The sequence below is a fragment of the Synechococcus sp. WH 8109 genome (genome assembly GCF_000161795.2).
Classification (GTDB): Bacteria; Cyanobacteriota; Cyanobacteriia; order PCC-6307; family Cyanobiaceae; genus Parasynechococcus.
The window spans coordinates 232,131-248,205 of sequence record NZ_CP006882.1 but is presented as its reverse complement, the minus strand read 5'-3'; the positions used below and the strand labels follow the sequence as shown (position 1 = coordinate 248,205).

17 protein-coding genes and 1 tRNA gene are annotated in these 16,075 nt (G+C 61.2%); 6 read left to right on the top strand and 12 right to left on the bottom strand.

Features of this window, described 5'->3' with window-relative positions; translation table 11 throughout:
* Positions 1 to 2: 2 nt before the first annotated feature.
* On the top strand, positions 3 to 1,154 hold the full coding sequence (locus tag Syncc8109_RS01205) for a DUF3084 domain-containing protein (protein ID WP_006849899.1): 1,152 nt from the start codon (positions 3 to 5) through the stop codon (positions 1,152 to 1,154).
* On the top strand, positions 1,151 to 1,597 hold the full coding sequence (locus Syncc8109_RS01200; RefSeq protein ID WP_006849722.1) for a hypothetical protein: 447 nt from the start codon (positions 1,151 to 1,153) through the stop codon (positions 1,595 to 1,597). Before Syncc8109_RS01205 ends, Syncc8109_RS01200 begins: the two co-directional genes overlap by 4 nt.
* On the opposite strand, the gene Syncc8109_RS01195 is transcribed toward Syncc8109_RS01200, so the two are convergent.
* The 4 genes from Syncc8109_RS01195 to psbH are packed head-to-tail and all read right to left on the bottom strand — an operon-like array spanning position 1,575 to position 2,904.
* Entirely contained in the window at positions 1,575 to 1,832 is a 258-nt protein-coding gene (locus Syncc8109_RS01195; RefSeq protein WP_011363294.1) for a DUF3146 family protein, read from the bottom strand. The genes Syncc8109_RS01200 and Syncc8109_RS01195 overlap by 23 nt on opposite strands.
* Complete coding sequence (gene pth, locus Syncc8109_RS01190) at positions 1,832 to 2,449, bottom strand: aminoacyl-tRNA hydrolase (protein ID WP_006851750.1); 618 nt, start codon at positions 2,447 to 2,449, stop codon at positions 1,832 to 1,834. Before pth ends, Syncc8109_RS01195 begins: the two co-directional genes overlap by 1 nt.
* Before the next feature lie 14 nt (positions 2,450 to 2,463).
* A complete protein-coding gene (locus tag Syncc8109_RS01185) occupies positions 2,464 to 2,694 on the bottom strand; it encodes a TatA/E family twin arginine-targeting protein translocase (protein WP_006851123.1) in 231 nt (76 codons plus the stop codon).
* A 9-nt stretch (positions 2,695 to 2,703) separates the two neighbouring features.
* Entirely contained in the window at positions 2,704 to 2,904 is a 201-nt protein-coding gene (gene psbH, locus Syncc8109_RS01180) for a photosystem II reaction center phosphoprotein PsbH (protein WP_006849996.1), read from the bottom strand.
* Between the two features lie 84 nt (positions 2,905 to 2,988).
* On the opposite strand from psbH, the gene psbN reads away from it, so the two are divergent.
* Entirely contained in the window at positions 2,989 to 3,129 is a 141-nt protein-coding gene (gene psbN, locus Syncc8109_RS01175; RefSeq protein WP_011363291.1) for a photosystem II reaction center protein PsbN, read from the top strand.
* Here psbN and Syncc8109_RS01170 read toward each other — a convergent pair.
* Complete coding sequence (locus Syncc8109_RS01170; protein WP_006851694.1) at positions 3,117 to 6,056, bottom strand: glycoside hydrolase family 38 C-terminal domain-containing protein; 2,940 nt, start codon at positions 6,054 to 6,056, stop codon at positions 3,117 to 3,119. The two genes, psbN and Syncc8109_RS01170, sit on opposite strands and share 13 nt — an antisense overlap.
* Positions 6,057 to 6,120: 64 nt before the next feature.
* On the opposite strand from Syncc8109_RS01170, the gene Syncc8109_RS01165 reads away from it, so the two are divergent.
* A complete protein-coding gene (locus tag Syncc8109_RS01165; RefSeq protein WP_006042333.1) occupies positions 6,121 to 6,240 on the top strand; it encodes a photosystem II reaction center protein I in 120 nt (39 codons plus the stop codon).
* 155 nt (positions 6,241 to 6,395) lie between these two features.
* Positions 6,396 to 9,173 carry a DUF3769 domain-containing protein gene (locus tag Syncc8109_RS01160; RefSeq protein ID WP_045172675.1) on the top strand — a complete coding sequence of 926 codons (2,778 nt, stop codon included), beginning with the start codon at positions 6,396 to 6,398 and terminating at the stop codon, positions 9,171 to 9,173.
* On the opposite strand, the gene Syncc8109_RS01155 is transcribed toward Syncc8109_RS01160, so the two are convergent.
* The 7 genes from Syncc8109_RS01155 to Syncc8109_RS01125 all read right to left on the bottom strand — a co-directional run bounded on the left by Syncc8109_RS01155 (position 9,174) and on the right by Syncc8109_RS01125 (position 15,706).
* Positions 9,174 to 9,617, bottom strand: coding sequence for a pentapeptide repeat-containing protein (locus tag Syncc8109_RS01155; protein ID WP_006851530.1), 444 nt, complete (start codon positions 9,615 to 9,617; stop codon positions 9,174 to 9,176).
* 63 nt (positions 9,618 to 9,680) lie between these two features.
* A complete protein-coding gene (locus Syncc8109_RS01150) occupies positions 9,681 to 10,295 on the bottom strand; it encodes a 3-isopropylmalate dehydratase small subunit 2 (RefSeq protein WP_025362041.1) in 615 nt (204 codons plus the stop codon).
* Positions 10,295 to 11,713 carry a 3-isopropylmalate dehydratase large subunit gene (gene leuC / locus Syncc8109_RS01145; RefSeq protein WP_006850532.1) on the bottom strand — a complete coding sequence of 473 codons (1,419 nt, stop codon included), beginning with the start codon at positions 11,711 to 11,713 and terminating at the stop codon, positions 10,295 to 10,297. The genes Syncc8109_RS01150 and leuC overlap by 1 nt, the downstream gene beginning before the upstream one ends.
* Positions 11,714 to 11,739: 26 nt before the next feature.
* Complete coding sequence (locus Syncc8109_RS01140) at positions 11,740 to 12,999, bottom strand: competence/damage-inducible protein A (protein ID WP_025362040.1); 1,260 nt, start codon at positions 12,997 to 12,999, stop codon at positions 11,740 to 11,742.
* Complete coding sequence (locus Syncc8109_RS01135) at positions 12,992 to 14,134, bottom strand: MraY family glycosyltransferase (RefSeq protein WP_006851921.1); 1,143 nt, start codon at positions 14,132 to 14,134, stop codon at positions 12,992 to 12,994. Before Syncc8109_RS01135 ends, Syncc8109_RS01140 begins: the two co-directional genes overlap by 8 nt.
* Before the next feature lie 114 nt (positions 14,135 to 14,248).
* A complete protein-coding gene (gene glyA / locus Syncc8109_RS01130) occupies positions 14,249 to 15,538 on the bottom strand; it encodes a serine hydroxymethyltransferase (RefSeq protein WP_006850091.1) in 1,290 nt (429 codons plus the stop codon).
* A 94-nt stretch (positions 15,539 to 15,632) separates the two neighbouring features.
* Positions 15,633 to 15,706, bottom strand: a tRNA-Arg gene (locus Syncc8109_RS01125).
* Positions 15,707 to 15,794: 88 nt separating this feature from the next.
* Here Syncc8109_RS01125 and Syncc8109_RS01120 point away from each other — a divergent pair.
* Positions 15,795 to 16,040 carry a hypothetical protein gene (locus Syncc8109_RS01120; protein WP_006850461.1) on the top strand — a complete coding sequence of 82 codons (246 nt, stop codon included), beginning with the start codon at positions 15,795 to 15,797 and terminating at the stop codon, positions 16,038 to 16,040.
* Positions 16,041 to 16,075: the final 35 nt, after the last annotated feature.

The following is a 16,075-nucleotide window of genomic DNA, read 5'->3' as shown; positions in this document are numbered from 1 at the left end:
CCATGAGCGGCTGGGCACTGATCCTGGTTCTGTTGGTGCTCGGGGGTGTGCTGTCGACCCTGGGCGACCGCTTGGGCAGCCGTGTCGGCAAAGCGCGACTGAGTTTGTTCAGCATGCGCCCACGGCGCACCGCCGTTTTGATCACGGTGTTGACCGGCAGCCTGATCAGCGCACTCTCACTTGGCCTGATGCTTCTGGTGAGCCGGCAGTTGCGGGTGGGCCTGTTTGAACTGGATGCCCTGCAGGAGAAACTCCAGGACAGCCGTCAACAGCTGGAGGCAGCCGAGCGGGAACGGGACAAGACCCAAACGGAAACCAAACGGATCGTCATTGAGCTCGAGCAATCGCAGCAACGGGCCAACACCCTGCGCCTCGAACTGGCTCCTCTTCAGAAGGAGCTGGCCCAACTCGAAGCCGAACGTGAACGCCTCAGCCAGGACATCGCCTCACGCGATGCAGACATCCAGCGCACGGAAGCAGAACTCAACAGCGTTCGCAGCCGCATCCGTGCCGGTGAGCAGGAACTCAAAGAACTGGAACGCAATCTGGTCGCCTTGAGGCGTGGATCGGTGGTGATCAGCAGCGGACAGACCTTGGCAAGAGCAACTGTTCGACTCGATGCCCTGGACCAGGCCAAACAGGCTGTCGACAGGCTGTTGCAGGAGGCCAATCTCAACGCCTACCGGAAAGTGCGACCTGGCGAAGCACCCGAACGCCAGTTGATCCGCGTTCCGCGCAGCGATGTGGAACGCCTGCAAAGCATCATCCGCAAACCGGAGACCTGGGTGATCTCGCTGCGCTCAGCCACCAATGTGCTGCGGGGTGAAACAGCGGTTTATGCCTTCCCCGAGGTGCGTCCGAACCGTCCGGTGACCCAACGCGGAGATGTGCTGGCCACCACCGCACTGCAACCGGGTGAACGCACCCCAGAGGGCATTCGCACACGGTTGAACCTTCTCCTGGCCTCGGCCTATGCCGAAGTGCAGCGGCGGGGATCCCTGACCGAGGGCCTTCAGTTCGATGGATCAGCCCTCTCCCAACTGGCCCAGACCCTGATGGAAGGACCCAGCCAAAGCGTGGTCTTGGAAGTGATTTCCGCGGGGGTCAGCGACAGTGCCGATCCTGTCGTCGTCACCATTCAGGCCTCCCCATGAAACGGGTGGCCGTTCTCGATCCAGGCCGCTGCAAATGTGGTCTTGTGCTGGCCGATCTTCAGCTCGGTCTGGTGCGCGAAGGGCATGTACTAGCCCCGGAGGCCGTCGAACCCTGGCTGGAGCAGTGGAATCAAGACCAAGCTCTCGACCGCATCCTGATCGGCGATGGCACGGGAAGCCGAGCCTGGATCCAGCGACTGGAACGGCTGGGCCATCTCACCGTGGTTCCGGAGCAGGGAACAACCCTGAGGGCAAGACAGCGTTATTGGGCGCTGTGGCCGGCTCGAGGTTGGCGACGGATGCTGCCGGCAGGACTGCGCATTCCACCGGTGGATCTGGATGCTGTTGCAGCTTTGGTGATGCTTGAGGAGCACCTGCAATGTCGCCTGAAATGGCCGGAGCCTGCTCCCACGTTCTCGCTCAGAACCTGGCCCGGACCATGAAGGTGTAATCACCCCCCGGTTCCAGCCTGTAATCAGAACGCACCAGAAACCGTCGCAGGGCATCCTCAATCAGGGCACGTCCCAGGGACGGCTCCACCACAAGTTCGCCGCGATCAAAGGCCCAGGAAAACTGCCACTCAAACCCTCCAGCAGAAACTTCACCCTCCACGCACTTGGCTTGAAAACACTGTCGGAGCACCCGTAAATGGGCCGTTGTCGCCGGAAGTGCCGGCATCAGTCGACCGGCTCCAGGTCATAGCGGAAGCCGTTGATCCAGGTTCCAGCGCGCTCAAAGCTCTGGCGCTGAAGACGTTGAATCCCATCCAAAACAGCATCAAGAACAGCGCCGACACATGGTTGCTCCGCCTTGCTGAACGAACCAAGAACATGGGACACCGTTCGGGCGCGGCGTTCGGCAGGGTTCTCAGCCGGCGCACCAATGCCGATTCGCAGCCTCGGGAACGCCTGGGTCCCGAGATGCTGAATGGTGCTGCGCAAACCGTTGTGCCCGCCGGCACTGCCCTGGGCCCGCAACCGCAAACGACCCAGCGGAAGATCCATGTCGTCCACCAGCACCAGCAATTGGTGAGGCTCCAGGCCGAACCAATCGAGGGCCGCACGAATGGCACGACCGCTGTCATTCATGTAGGTCTGAGGCATCAGCAAGCGCAACCGCTGCTCACCAACCCCTGTATCGGCTGCGAGACCGTGCAACTTGGCTTGATGACGAAAACTAAACCCAGAGCGCTCACCCAAAAGCTCTAAGGCCATGAAGCCGATGTTGTGACGGGTGCCGGCATATTTCGCTCCCGGATTTCCCAGACCCACCACCAGCTTGAGATCAGTGGTCATACCGCTGGATCAACTCAGTCGCTGGGGGGAAGTTCTTCGACCGGCTTTGAAGCCTCACCGGAAACTTCAGGTTCAGCCATGGCTTTATTGATCTCGCGTTCGAATTCCTTGGACGCGGATTGGAAGCCCTTCAGGGTTTTACCAAGTGTCCGACCAAGCTCGGGTAGGCGTTTCGGGCCGAAGACCAACAAAGCAACTGCGCCGATAACCGCCACTTCGGGGAGACCGACGCCGAAGATGTTCATGGGTGCAGATCAGCCGAGGCCGTTCCAGTTCACGTTGATGCCCTCGAGGATGAGGGACTTGTTGTACAGCTGAAGAATCACCAGCAGAAATACCAGGAACAGCACCATGAAGATGCCCATCACGGGAGTGGTGCCCCAACCGGGAACCACCTTGCCGTACTCGGAGTTCAGTGGGCGGAGAAGGTCTCCCAGACGGGTGCGTTGTGCCATGGCGACGCTGGGTCTCGGGTGGTTTGAAGTCTCGATACTGTAGGGGCCGACTCCGGTTCGGGGTTGATCCTGTCGAGAGATGTGATGGAAACGTCGTCCCCAGCCCTGTCCGTCGCCATTGGCGTGCTCGCCGTTTTGTTCGGACTCACCGGATTTGGCGTGTATCAAGCCTTTGGCCCTCCATCAAAAGCACTCGACGACCCGTTCGACGATCACGAGGACTGATCCACCACCAGGGAGACGAGTTCTCCCGGTGCGATCACCAAGGCAGTAGCAGCAATTGAGTCAGCTTCCCTGCGGACAGTCCAACCCGCTCCGGGGGTCCAGCGACAGCGCGCAGATCCTGCATTGAGCAGCTTCAGCAGGCAACCATCGGCATGGCGCTCCAACACCACCGGCGTCAGTTGCAACGGCAGCGATGGGAACCACTGACGCAGCTCCGCAGGAAACGCCGCACACCACCCTGGCTCGCGGAAGGCGATGGCCGCCTGAGACACACCGGCATCACTCCACGAGCCCGAAAACGGCATGAGGGCCAAACGCTGGCGATGCCATCCCTGATCAGCGCTCGGATCAGGCCAGGTCGGACCACGCAGCAGCGAAGTGCCGAGTCGGTCTGAAGACCAATCCACACCCTGGGGGCCATCCAGCAACACAGCCATCCCGCCTCCGGGAGCTGCCGACTGCGAGGCGAACCAGGAGATCACAGGAACTTCCCAACGGGCTTGTTCCCGAGCCGTCATCGGTTCAGCGGGCCGTTCGATCACCCCTCCACTGGTGTCAGCAGCGATGCGGACGGCGGGGGTCGCCAGCGGTAGCTCCAGACGCAGCAGCTCATGGGTCTGGCGCCAGTCGATACTGCAAATCAGCTCCAGCCAGGGCGTGTCGGCCTTTAGCCGCAGGTCCAGACGCATGCAACTGGCACCGAGCTGGCGCCGCAGCACCAGATGCGCCACCAGGGGGCCCTGGTCGAGCCACTCCAGGGAATCCGTACAGAGCACGCCCAGGGGCTGAGATCGGTAGTCCGCCGCAAGATCCCAGGCATCCCAGAATTCGCCCCGGTCCCGATAACGCTCCAACTGCAGGGGAGACGACAACTGGTCCTGTCCATCGCGATCCCGCAAAGTCAGCAGTCCGGCCGCGGAGACATCGAGCTCGATCAGACCATTGCCCACACGCCAAGCTTCCGCCCCCAGCGACGTGATGACCACAGCCTGACGGGGCTCAGCCGCGCAGGACGTCAAGCCTGGTTCACGCCGGAGCGGCACCGAACAAATCCCGTGCTGACGCGGTAGCTGCACCCAGGTACCACCAGCGGCAGCGCCTTGCTGCGGCAGTGAAACGGCGTCCGCTGACCACGATCCCGCAGGAAGGCGAACCAGAGGCGACCAGGAGGCCAAGGGCTGCAGACCCCACCAACTCCATGCTGCCGCTGTGTCCTTCGGAAGCGGCAGCCTTGCCAGCCGCCGGTCGCGTTCCTCGCGGGCCTGGCGCCGGGCCGAGCGCCAGACCGGTTCGGCCTGGTCAAATACCTCCGGGATCGAGGTTCCCGGAAGGATGTCATGAAACTGCTGAAACAAAAGCGGGCGCCAGTCGCTGCTGCCGCTGTCGCGACCTGCGATCGCCAACAGGGCTGAGACTGCATCAGCCTCCCGCAAAAGCCGCTCCAGCGTTCGGTTGTGGCGCTTCTGATCCGGACGGCTTGTGGCGCAGCCACGGTGCAACTCCAGGAAGAGCTCATCACGCCACACCGGCCAGGCCTGATCATCTTGCTCCAGCTCGGTCAAGAACTCCCGCACCGTGCCGGCTCGGGTGGGCAAAGCGGCCGCTTGCCCTTCCCAGAGCTCGATCTGCTCCAGCAATTCCTCAGTGGGACCACCACCGTGATCACCAACACCTGGAATCCAGAGCGCCGCCTCCAGCCCCGTGGCCTGATGCCAGGCCCGCTGCTCGTCCAGCATCTCGACAGGATCGGCGCGACGCCCGATCGGCGGCAGCATCAGGCTGCGCAGCTCGGAGCATCCCCGTCCCCGCCAGCGGAACAAACGGTGGGGGAAAGCGTTTTCAGCGTTCCAGGCCAGCTTGTGGGTGCAAAACCAGCGCACACCGGTGGCTGACGCCACGGCAGGCAGGCCAGCAGCGAAGCCAAAGCTGTCCGGCAACCAGGCCAACTCATGGGTCCACTCCGGGAAACGGCGGCGGCTGTCGTCCTGACCGAGAGCGAACTGATTCCACAACGACGCCGTGCTGACCAGCACACAGTCGGTCTCCACCCAGGGGCCATTGATCGGTTCCCAGCGGCCGGACCGGCTGGCCACCTGGATCTCCGCAAAAAGAGCTGGCCGATGTTGCTCCATCCAGGCGTAAAGCGCCGGCGTGGAATGGGCAAAGCGCAGCTCGGGCCAGCGACGCATCAGAGCCAACGCTGATCGGAAGGTGCGTTCAGCGGCCTGCCAGGTGTCAGCGACCGGCCAAAGCCAAGCCAGATCGAGATGGGCATGACCCAGCCAATGCAACGCCCCTCGTGGAGTGTCTGCCTGGTGCAGGTGCTTTGCAACAGCAGCCTGCGCCGCAACACCGCTGGGATCCAGATCCGCCCAATGCGGCGGCAGATCGCCATCTGCCGCCAGATGCAGCTCGAGGGCCGCAGGCAACAGCGTGCCCTCGGGGTCGGAGCCTGCGGTCTGCGGCTCCAGGTCGAGATGGCTGCTGATCAGAGCTCCATCGTCATGCAAGGGGCTGCAGAGTTCCAGCACAAGACCCAGTGCAGCTCCCTGGCGACATCGCTGGGGCAAAGGCCAGCGACAGGCGGTATCGAAGAGATCTCCTTCATGCACCAACACACCATCCACCCAGAGACGCATCTGCTCGGCCCACCAGCTCAGCACCAGCCGGGCACGGCAGGAATCACTGTCACTCCAGCCATCAGGCCAGCTCAACCGCTGCTCAAGACGCAGCCATTGGCGTCCCCTGGGCCAGATCAGCAGACCACGCTTGGCCCAGTCCGGCCGGTGCGTTGATCCCCAGCTTTCATCGAGAAAAAACCCAGCCTGGGCGGCGCCTGAGCGGCTCCAACCAGCACGCAGATCACACCGCGAGCGACTGCGAAACGTTTCAATCCACTCCGATCGACCGACTTGATCAGGGTTCATTCCCCTGCTGACGCTGTCATGCCCCATAGGATGATGCCCTTGTCACAGACGCCGGTCGGTCTCCATGCTCGCCCTCAAGATCTCCGTTTACTCGGTCGTCTTCTTCTTCCTCGGGATCTTTGTGTTCGGGTTCCTTGCGAGCGATCCAAGCCGCACCCCTAGCCGCAAAGACCTGGAAGATTGATGCCATCTCCTGATCAAACCGCGCCACACACTGGTCTGACCAGAGCGTGATTTCAGAAATGAGCTGGCAAGCTCATTGTCCGCAGCAGCATTGCCTTGGCGGCGCACCGCCTCCTTTTTGCATTGACCGGAACCCTGATCACAGGGTCGTTATCCGTGTTGCCCGCAGCGGCAGGTTCGGCTGCATCAACGCCTGATTCAGCGGCTCCAGCACCGGCGAGCCTGAACGTTCGAGCGGACCGCCAATACTCCGACACCAAGTCGAAAGCCAACGTCGCCGAAGGCAACGTTTCAGTTCAGCTCGGAAACGCCGAACTGCACGCCGATCGGATCGAATTTGATGCGGCCTACCGCACGCTCTACGCGCGCGGCGCTGTCCGCTTCAGGCGCGGCAGTCAATATTTTCAAGCGTCAAGCTTCCGCTACAACCTCGTTCAACAGGAAGGACTGCTCAATGATGTTTACGGGGTCATCGACCTCGAGGAGCCCCTCACCAATCCATTAAATAGTTCTCGAGCAACATCAGCCCGACGCGAGTCATCCGCGCCAGCCAGCCTTGAAGACATGCCGACCGTGGCCTGTCCGCCACTGCTTCCTCCGGTTCCCGACTGGCATCCACAACCTTGGGCAGTAACGGCCTGGGGCGGGCAGATGATGGATGCCCCCTTCGGAGACACCTTCCTGTTCAACGGACGCATGCGTCCGGAAGCCGTACTGGGCGTCGGCGTGCAGAAACGGATCATGCGCGCTGGTCCAATCGCCGTTGAACTTGAGGCTGACCTGTTCAGCCACATCGCCAAGCAGCAACAGGGCGGCGCATTCAACCAGAGCACGCCCTACGCCGACCTGCCCCCCCAGAACTTCAGCGAGGCGGTAATCGGGATTGGAGCGCGCGTCTGGGTGCAGCCTTGGCTGAGCTTCAGCGTTGTTGAAGGCGTCAGTTACAACACCGATGTCAGCCTCTACGAGAAAACATTTCGCGAGAATTACACCCAGCTGCTGAACTACCTCGCCTTCGAGGTTGAAGCAGCGGTGTCCTCCGACCTGTCACTCGTTGGTCGAATTCACCACCGCTCTGGAGCTTTCGGCACCTATTCAGGAGTCTCCGAAGGAAGCAATGGTTACTTGCTCGGCCTGCGATACCGCTGGGGACAGGACATACCGAAGCCAGAGAGCGATGTGATGCCTCCCCTGCCTGAATGTAAAGATCCTGATCGCGGCCAGCGCGTCAAGCCCTCCTCCCTCTCCGAGCGTCTCGACTCGATTGCCCTCGGCGATGGAGGTGATCCTCAGCTACACGTCTCCAGTAATGAGACCACCCAGCAGCAACCGATCCCCCCAGCCCAGCAGCAGGCCATGCGGAACGAGGCGATCGTCCAGATCGATCAGCGGATTTCCAACGTCACCTACCAGGGCAGCTTCAGCATCGAACGACGCACCGGCCTGCCCGGCCAACGTCCGAATTCCGTTGAAACCCGCTTCGGCGCAGTCAAACCTCCTCAACTGAAACGCCAGGAGAAAAAACAATTGCTCAATGGAACGATCAGTCGCTGGAGAGTTCAGGCCTCGAAGATTCTGATTACGCCGAATGGCTGGGAAGCCGAACGTATGGGCTTCAGCAATGACCCCTTCACACCGGCGCAAACCAGGATTGATGCAGAGGGTGTGGTCGCCAAAGAACAAACCAATGGCGACGTGCTGATTTCGGCGCGGCGCAACCGCCTGATCATCGAAGAACAATTGCCCATCCCGGTGACCAGGCGGCAACTCATCCAGAAGGAGGAGGAAGTGGAGAACCGCTGGGTCTTTGGCATTGACAACAAGGATCGCGACGGCTTCTTCGTTGGTCGCAATCTCAAACCAATTGAACTGAGCCGTGATTACACCCTGAGCCTGGAACCCCAGTTCCTGGTCCAACGCGCCATCGACGGCCAAACCTCCTCTGTCAGTGAGCTGGTCGGCCTTGAAGCTGAACTCAAAGGCCAGATCTGGGGCTGGGATACCACTTTGGAGGCCGACATCAGCACCTTTAACCCTCAGGATTTCGCCGACGGCAGCCGCTACTGGGGCAGCATCGAAAACAACTTTGAGCTGCCCTGGATTGGAGACGTCACCGCCCGCTTGTTTGGCGCCTATCGATATCGCACCTGGAACGGCTCATTAGGCGAAACCGACGTCTACAGCGCATTGGGCGGTTTCATCGAGCAGAGGCAGGCGCTCAGATGGGGCAAGTTGAGCAATTCCTACATTTGGCGTGTCGGTGTGGGCAACTACCAGGCAGAGAGCTTCAGTGACAACAACCGCGCCGAGAGCCTACGCGCGAACTTCTACGGCTCCATCAACAGCGTCTATCCAATCTGGCGCGGGCAAGCAGCACCTTTGACCTCTGAGGACGCTTACCGCTACTCACCGACAGCCATCGTTCCGGGCCTCCGCTTCAACACCAATGTGAACACCCTTCTGACAGCGTACGGCGATGGCACCCGTCAAACCCTGATCAACTTTTCGGCAGGTCCGACGCTGACTCTGGGAACCTTCAGCAAACCATTCCTGGATTACACAAAGCTCTCTATCGGTGCTGGGATCACCTTCACCCAGGGGGCCAGCCCCTTTGCGTTCGACCAAGCCATCGACTTGGGCACGCTTGGCATCGGCATCACCCAACAGATCGCCGGCCCCTTGGTCCTGAATGCCGGTATCGGCCTCAATGTGGATCCAGCTTCCGAGTACTACGGCGACGTGATCGACTCGAACATCGAACTTCGCTGGCAAAAGCGCAGTTATGACCTCGGCTTCTACTTCAATCCCTACGAAGGCATCGGCGGTTTCCGGTTCAGGCTCCACGACTTTGACTTCAAAGGCACAGGCGTGCCGTTTGTGCCCTACACCCCAACGAACTGGATGGAAACGACCAACGCGGATCGCCCCTTCTGATCAATCACCACCCCCAATAATCAGATCGCTGCCGAACAGGGAAGCTCCCGCATAGCGCATGCCGGAGGTCCGTACGTTCGGTGCATAGGCATTGATCACCTGAGCCTCCCGCAGATCGGCATTGCGCAGATCCACACCAGACAACTCAGCATTGGTGAGGTTGGCTCCCCGCAGGTCAGCACCCTCCAGCAACGCTCCCGTCAGGTCAGCACCTTCCAGATTCGCCTCCCGCAGATCGGCACCACGCAGATCAGTGCCTCGAAAATCAGCGCCGATCAGATGGGCCTGACGGAAATCCGCCTGGCGGAGGTCACAGCCAGGACAGCTGCGGTCCAACGGATCATGGGGCTCGACCTGAAGCGGAACGGCACCAACCGGAGCCACACCGGCAACAACCAACAGGGGCACCAACGGAAACAACAACCGCAAAAGCAAATGAGCCATTGAGATTCAAGCTCCAAGCGCGACTCCTATCTCTTTCATAGACACAGGAGTCGCGCTTGGCTGTTACCTGGCGGCGAACTGGTTGATATAGGGCAGTGTTTGCATCAATTCCGCAACCTGGGGGCCATGGTCCAGGAGCTGGGACGTTGCATCCCAACGACCGCTGCGCAGCATGTCCATGGGGCCGGGATCGATCGACACAGGCCAACTGGAGTCGACTGAGGTCAGTTCCAAGCCGGCAAGATCGAGGCTCCAGGAGCGTCCCGGATCGCCATCCACCTGGGCCTGAATCGCCTTGATCTGCTCCGGAGTCGCCGTTGCACAGGGAATGCCAAGGGCGAGGCAGTTGCCGTAGAAGATCTCGGCAAAACTCACCCCAACCACCGCGCGAATTCCCCAGCGCATCAACGCCTGAGGGGCATGCTCACGGCTGGAACCGCAGCCGAAATTACCGTTCACCACCAGGATCGATGCCCCCTGATAACGGGCCTGATCAAAGGGATGCTCACCGGAGAGTTCAAGACGATCGTCGGCAAACACCTGGTCACCCAGCGCCTCGAAACTGACGCATTTAAGGAACCGTGCCGGAATGATTCGATCGGTGTCGATGTCTTCACCCGGGACGGCGATGGCCGTTCCACTCACCTTTTGAATCGGACCAGTCGGGAAGAGAGCAATCACGATGCGGACGTAGAAATCAAAGTACGGACATCGGTCACACGACCGTTAACGGCAGCTGCCGCCACCATGGCAGGACTCATCAACAACGTCCGGCCACTGGCCGATCCCTGCCGACCCTTGAAATTGCGGTTGCTGGAGCTAGCACTGATCTGACGCCCCTCCAGCCGATCCGAATTCATCGCCAGACACATCGAGCAGCCGGGCTCCCGCCACTCAAAACCTGCGGCACGGAACACCGCATCCAGCCCTTCTGCTTCAGCAGCTTTCGCAACCTGCTCCGAACCGGGAACCACAAACGCCTTGATACCTTCAGCCACCTGGCGCCCACGGGCCACATCGGCAGCAGCACGCAGATCGCTGAGACGACCATTGGTGCAACTGCCGATGAAACAGACATCCACAGGGACCCCGGCGATAGCTGTTCCCGGCTGGAGATCCATGTAGCGGTAGGCCTCCTCAGCAATCGGACGCTCGCCTGGATCCAGCTGATCAAGGCTGGGCACCGTTTCATTGATCCCCAGTCCCTGGCCCGGGGTAATGCCCCAGGTCACCGTGGGTGGAATCGCAGCGGCATCAAACACCACCTCATCGTCGACCGTTGCGTTGGCATCAGTGGCCAGGGAGCTCCACCAGGCGACAGCACGATTCCAGGCCTCACCCTCGGGGGCATGGGCGCGACCTTGCAGATAGTCAAAGGTGACCTGATCGGGATTGACGTAACCGCAACGGGCTCCCCCCTCGATCGCCATGTTGCAGAGGGTCATCCGCTCTTCCATCGACAACGCCTCGATGGCAGAGCCGGCGAACTCATAGGCATAGCCAACGCCGCCCTTCACACCCAGGTGGCGAATCACATGCAGGATCAGATCCTTCGCTGACACGCCCTCGGAGAGACGGCCATTCACCTGAATCCGGCGCACCTTGAGCTTGTTCATGGCCAGGCTCTGGCTGGCCAACACATCGCGCACCTGACTGGTGCCGATCCCGAAGGCAATCGCCCCGAAGGCGCCGTGCGTGGAGGTGTGGGAATCACCGCAGGCCACCGTCATGCCCGGCTGGGTCAGGCCCAGCTCCGGGGCAATCACATGAACGATGCCCTGACGTCCGCTGCCGATGTTGTTGAGAGGGATGCCGTGCTCCTGGCAGTTCCGCTCCAACGTGCTGAGCATCTCCTCTGCCAACGGATCAGCGAACGGCCGTTGCTGAGAAGTGGTCGGAACGATGTGGTCCACCGTGGCCACCGTGCGCTCAGGACAGCGAACCGTCAGCCCCTTGTCGTTCAACGCTGAGAAGGCCTGAGGACTGGTGACCTCATGGATCAGATGCAGACCGACAAACAGTTGGGTGGATCCGCCGGGGAGCTCCGCCACCCGATGCAGGTCCCACACCTTGTCGTAGAGGGTGCCGGAACTCAACAGTTCAGCCGCAAGAACCGTCGACCCTAAACCTGAGCGAGCAAGCGAAGACGCAGACGGTCCAAGCCGCGGATCACGCTCATCCTCTGAATGGCCTCCCGTCCCCGCCGCTCACCGAAATGCTGCACCCAGGCCTCACAGCCATCGGGACCAGCCAAGGCCAGGTGCACCAGGCCCACCGGCTTCTCAGCACTGCCACCGCCAGGGCCGGCGATGCCGCTTACAGCAATCGCCCAATCGGAATTGAGTTTCTCCCGGGCTGCCCGAGCCATCGCCTCCACCACAGGCTGTGAAACAGCACCATTGGCAGTGAGCAGATCCGTAGACACCCCAAGCGCAGCCTGTTTCACCGCATTGCTATAGGCGACGACGCCACCCTGAAAGACCGACGAAGAGCCTGGAACAGCCGTCAGGGCTGCCGCCAATCCACCACCGGTGCAGGACTCCGCCACCGCCAGCGTCTGGTGCCGTTGCTTGAGCAGGTCGATCACCACCGACGCCAGACTGTCCGCATCGACGCCGTAGCAGTGATTGCCCGTGCGACGACGCAGCTCAACCTCCAGCGGCACCAACAGCTGAGCAGCGTTATCGGCACTGGACGCACAGGCTGTGAGCCGCAATTTCACATCGCCGAGGGAGGCATAGGGAGCCACCGTTGGGTTGGTCGACTCCAACAAATCGGCAACGCGCTCAGCCAGATCGGATTCGCCAATACCACTGAAGCGGAGCTGACGGCTCACGAATACACCGGAAGCCCCACCATTGGCTTGAAGCCACGGGGCGGCCGTTTCCATCCACATCGCCCGCATTTCCGCAGGCACCCCCGGGAAGGTGAGAATCGTGAAATCAGGCCGGGGAGACCAGATCATTCCCGGTGCCGACCCCTTTGGATTGGGGAGAACCTCCGAGCCACGGGGCAAATAAGCCTGGCTGCGGTTGCTGGAAGCAACCGGCCGGCCACCTGCCGATAACTTCTGCTGGATCTCCAGCCAGAGTTCGGGCCGCTCCTCCAAGGGAGTGTCGAAAGCAGCGGCCAGGGCCTCGGTGGTGATGTCATCGGGGGTTGGGCCCAAACCTCCTGTCGTCACCAGAACCCTGCAACGCTGCGATGCCTCGAGTACAGCGGAGATCAAACGCTCTTTGTTGTCGCCAACAACGGTTTGGCGGTAATGCGGCAGCCCCAGCCCCGCCAACTGTTCGGCAATCCATCGGGCATTGCCGTTGAGGATGTCCCCTAACAACAGCTCTGTGCCCACGCACAAGATTTCGACACACGATTCAGCCACGCGGTTCGCCAAGGGCCGCAGGATCAACCGGGGTGGAGCAAGGGTTGGTGTTCAACAGAGCCCGCTCATGCTGCAGTTGGCGACGGCTGATCACCACCGTGGCCACAAGGATGGCCGTTGCCAAGGCCAGCCAGAGGAAACGCATCTCAGCATTGGCCACCACTAGGGCCAGGGCAGCAAGCCACTGGGTGAAAACGTAGATCAACAGCACCGTGCGCCGATGACTGAACCCTGCGCGCAACAGGCGGTGATGGAGGTGACGCCGGTCGGGATAGAAGGGAGAACGGCCTTCCCTCAGACGGCCCATGATCACGGCCGACATATCGGCCAGAGGCAGCGAGAGAATCAGCAACGGCAGCAGCAGACTCACCGTCGTGAGCCCCTTGGCGGGTCCCACGATGCTCACGGCAGCGAGAGTGAAGCCAAGAAAGTAGGAGCCCCCATCCCCCATGAAGATGCGGGCGGGGTTGAAGTTGTGCCTAAGGAAACCGAGGCAGCAGCCCGCCAACGCTGCGGCAAGGAATCCAGCGGCAACCTGATGCAACGAAAAGCTGACAGAAATCAGCCCAACAGCGGCAATGCCAGCCACTCCCGCAGCGAGACCGTCGAGGCCATCTAGCCAGTTGATGGCGTTAGTGATCCCAACCAGCCAAACAACAGTGGCCAGCAAGCTGAGGCTGTCCGGCAGAGCAATCGGACCGGCTGAAGCGGTGAACCAGGGAAGATCGATCGCCCCAATCCGAACGCCCTGGCTCCACACCGCACAAGCCACGGCGACTTGCCCAGCCAGCCGCGGCCAGGGAGAGAGAGCGAAGAGGTCATCGGCCAGGCCAATCAGAAAAAAGCAGAGCGAACCGGCCAGGGTGCTCCAGATCAGCTGATCCCTGGCCGGGGCCAGAAGGCCAAAGCCCCCCACGGACCACACCGCCGACAAAGCCAGGGCAAAACCAAACACCATGGCGATGCCCCCCAACCTCACCATGGGGGTGATGTGCTGCTTGCGCTCATCCGGTTGATCGGTCCACCCGAAGCGCAAACCCAGCCGGCGCACTTGAGGCACCAGCACCGTAGTGGTCACCGCGGCCAGAAAAAAGCTGACCGAGGCGACCGCAATAGGGCTGGCCAAGAGGTTCACGCAGGCTCCAAAAAAGAGACGATCCCCGGTCAGAAGGAGTCACCCCAATTCTAGAGAGCCTGCAACCGTTCAACCAGCCACCGCCACGGCCCATTCGAGAGCTAATGCCAAGCCTCAAGCCAGAACAGGCTGCTTGCTGTCGGCGTAGAGGGGGAAGCGCTCACAGAGGGCAGCCACCCGATCGAGGCAACGCTGGCGAATCGCATCATCCTCAGGATTGAGAAGACGATCGGCAATCACATCAGCGACCTCCCGGAAGGCCTGTGCGTCAAAACCACGAGTGGTGAGCGCAGCGGTTCCCAGCCGCAGGCCACTGGTGACGAAAGGCGATTCAGGGTCGAAGGGAACTGTGTTTTTGTTGGCCGTGATGTGCACATCACTCACCAACAGATCAGCCACTTTTCCAGTCATCCCGATGCCACGCAGATCTAGCAGCACCACGTGGTTGTCGGTGCCGCCGCTGACGACATCGATGCCGCGGGCGATCAGCTGTTCAGCGAGGGCTGCTGCGTTGGCAACCACCTGCTGGCTGTAGGCCTTGAACGAAGGCTGCAGCGCTTCCCCGAAGGCCACAGCCTTGGCAGCGATCACGTGCTCCAGAGGGCCGCCCTGGCTGCCAGGAAACACGGCTTTGTCGAACTTTTTGGCGAACTCAGCATCGCGGCAGAGGATCAGGCCGCCGCGGGGGCCGCGCAGGGTCTTGTGGGTGGTGGTAGTTACCACATCGCAATGGGGCACAGGGCTGGGATGCACTCCAGCGGCAACGAGGCCGGCGATGTGGGCCATATCGGCGAGCAGATAGGCACCCACTTCATCAGCGATGGCGCGGAAGGCGGCGAAGTCGATGGTGCGTGGATACGCGGAATAGCCGCAAACAATCAGCTTCGGCTTGTGCTCCAAAGCCAGCTGGCGGATCGCCTCCACATCGAGGCGTTGGGTCTCCTTGTCAACGCCGTACTGAACAACGTTGAACCACTTGCCGCTGACGTTGACCGGGGAACCATGGGTGAGGTGACCGCCATGGGACAGGTCCAGTCCCATGATCGTGTCGCCGGGCTGCAGCAGGGCCAGGAAGACGGCGAAGTTCGCCTGGGCCCCACTGTGGGGTTGGACATTGGCCCAGGCGGCACCAAACAACTGCTTGGCCCGCTCGATGGCCAGCTCTTCAATGGCATCAACATGCTCACAACCGCCGTAATACCGCTTGCTGGGCAGCCCCTCGGCGTACTTGTTAGTGAGCACGGAACCCTGGGCCTGCATCACCGCACGGGAGGCAAAGTTCTCCGATGCGATCAATTCCAGGTGGGTTTCCTGACGCTGCCGTTCTTGATTGATGAACGCGGCGATATCCGGATCCGACTGAGCCAGATCAGCGTCGATGGCGCGTCCAGAAACCTGGCCCATGAAATGTCAGTAAAGCTTTGGTCAATCGTAAGAAACCGCAGCGATCAGCCCGACCGATCAACCAAAAAAAACTGCCCACGTAGGGCAGTTGAAACGCGCCTGGAGAGATTCGAACTCCCGACCCTCTGATCCGTAGTCAGATGCTCTAATCCGCTGAGCTACAAGCGCTTGCGCCAAACCATCAGAGCCCATCGAGGGTCCGCTCGTCAACTGGGTGCGGGCCGCGTCAGGATTCAGGTGTTTCTGAGCCCAAGCAATGCCGATCCGCTGGTATGGCCCCGCTAACACTGAGGATCCGACTTACCGGCATTTCGAGCGCATCGTGAACCTGTGTCTGCACGGCGGAGTGTTCGCCGCGGTGAACAGCGGAGGCTGGTTTCTGCAGGAGATGCGCCACCCCTTCCCCGAAGGCAGCCTGACCTGGGTCACCAGCCTCTGGGCAACCCTGTGGCTGGGCCAATTGACCTGGGTGATTCTTCAGCGCCCCAAGCCGGAGGAATAAAGCCAGCATGGACGCAATCTCCACCTCGATCCTTC

Bases quoted from the DNA above. Each gene is read 5' to 3' on its own strand.
- Syncc8109_RS01165 (WP_006042333.1), top strand. From the start codon at position 6,121: ATGCTCGCCCTCAAGATCTCCGTTTACTCGGTCGTCTTCTTCTTCCTC.
- glyA (WP_006850091.1), bottom strand. From the start codon at position 15,538: ATGGGCCAGGTTTCTGGACGCGCCATCGACGCTGATCTGGCTCAGTCG.
- Syncc8109_RS01155 (WP_006851530.1), bottom strand. From the start codon at position 9,617: ATGGCTCATTTGCTTTTGCGGTTGTTGTTTCCGTTGGTGCCCCTGTTG.
- psbN (WP_011363291.1), top strand. From the start codon at position 2,989: ATGGAAACGTCGTCCCCAGCCCTGTCCGTCGCCATTGGCGTGCTCGCC.
- pth (WP_006851750.1), bottom strand. From the start codon at position 2,449: ATGACCACTGATCTCAAGCTGGTGGTGGGTCTGGGAAATCCGGGAGCG.
- Syncc8109_RS01200 (WP_006849722.1), top strand. From the start codon at position 1,151: ATGAAACGGGTGGCCGTTCTCGATCCAGGCCGCTGCAAATGTGGTCTT.
- psbH (WP_006849996.1), bottom strand. From the start codon at position 2,904: ATGGCACAACGCACCCGTCTGGGAGACCTTCTCCGCCCACTGAACTCC.
- Syncc8109_RS01195 (WP_011363294.1), bottom strand. From the start codon at position 1,832: ATGCCGGCACTTCCGGCGACAACGGCCCATTTACGGGTGCTCCGACAG.
- Syncc8109_RS01205 (WP_006849899.1), top strand. From the start codon at position 3: ATGAGCGGCTGGGCACTGATCCTGGTTCTGTTGGTGCTCGGGGGTGTG.
- Syncc8109_RS01185 (WP_006851123.1), bottom strand. From the start codon at position 2,694: ATGAACATCTTCGGCGTCGGTCTCCCCGAAGTGGCGGTTATCGGCGCA.
- Syncc8109_RS01120 (WP_006850461.1), top strand. From the start codon at position 15,795: ATGCCGATCCGCTGGTATGGCCCCGCTAACACTGAGGATCCGACTTAC.
- Syncc8109_RS01170 (WP_006851694.1), bottom strand. From the start codon at position 6,056: ATGAACCCTGATCAAGTCGGTCGATCGGAGTGGATTGAAACGTTTCGC.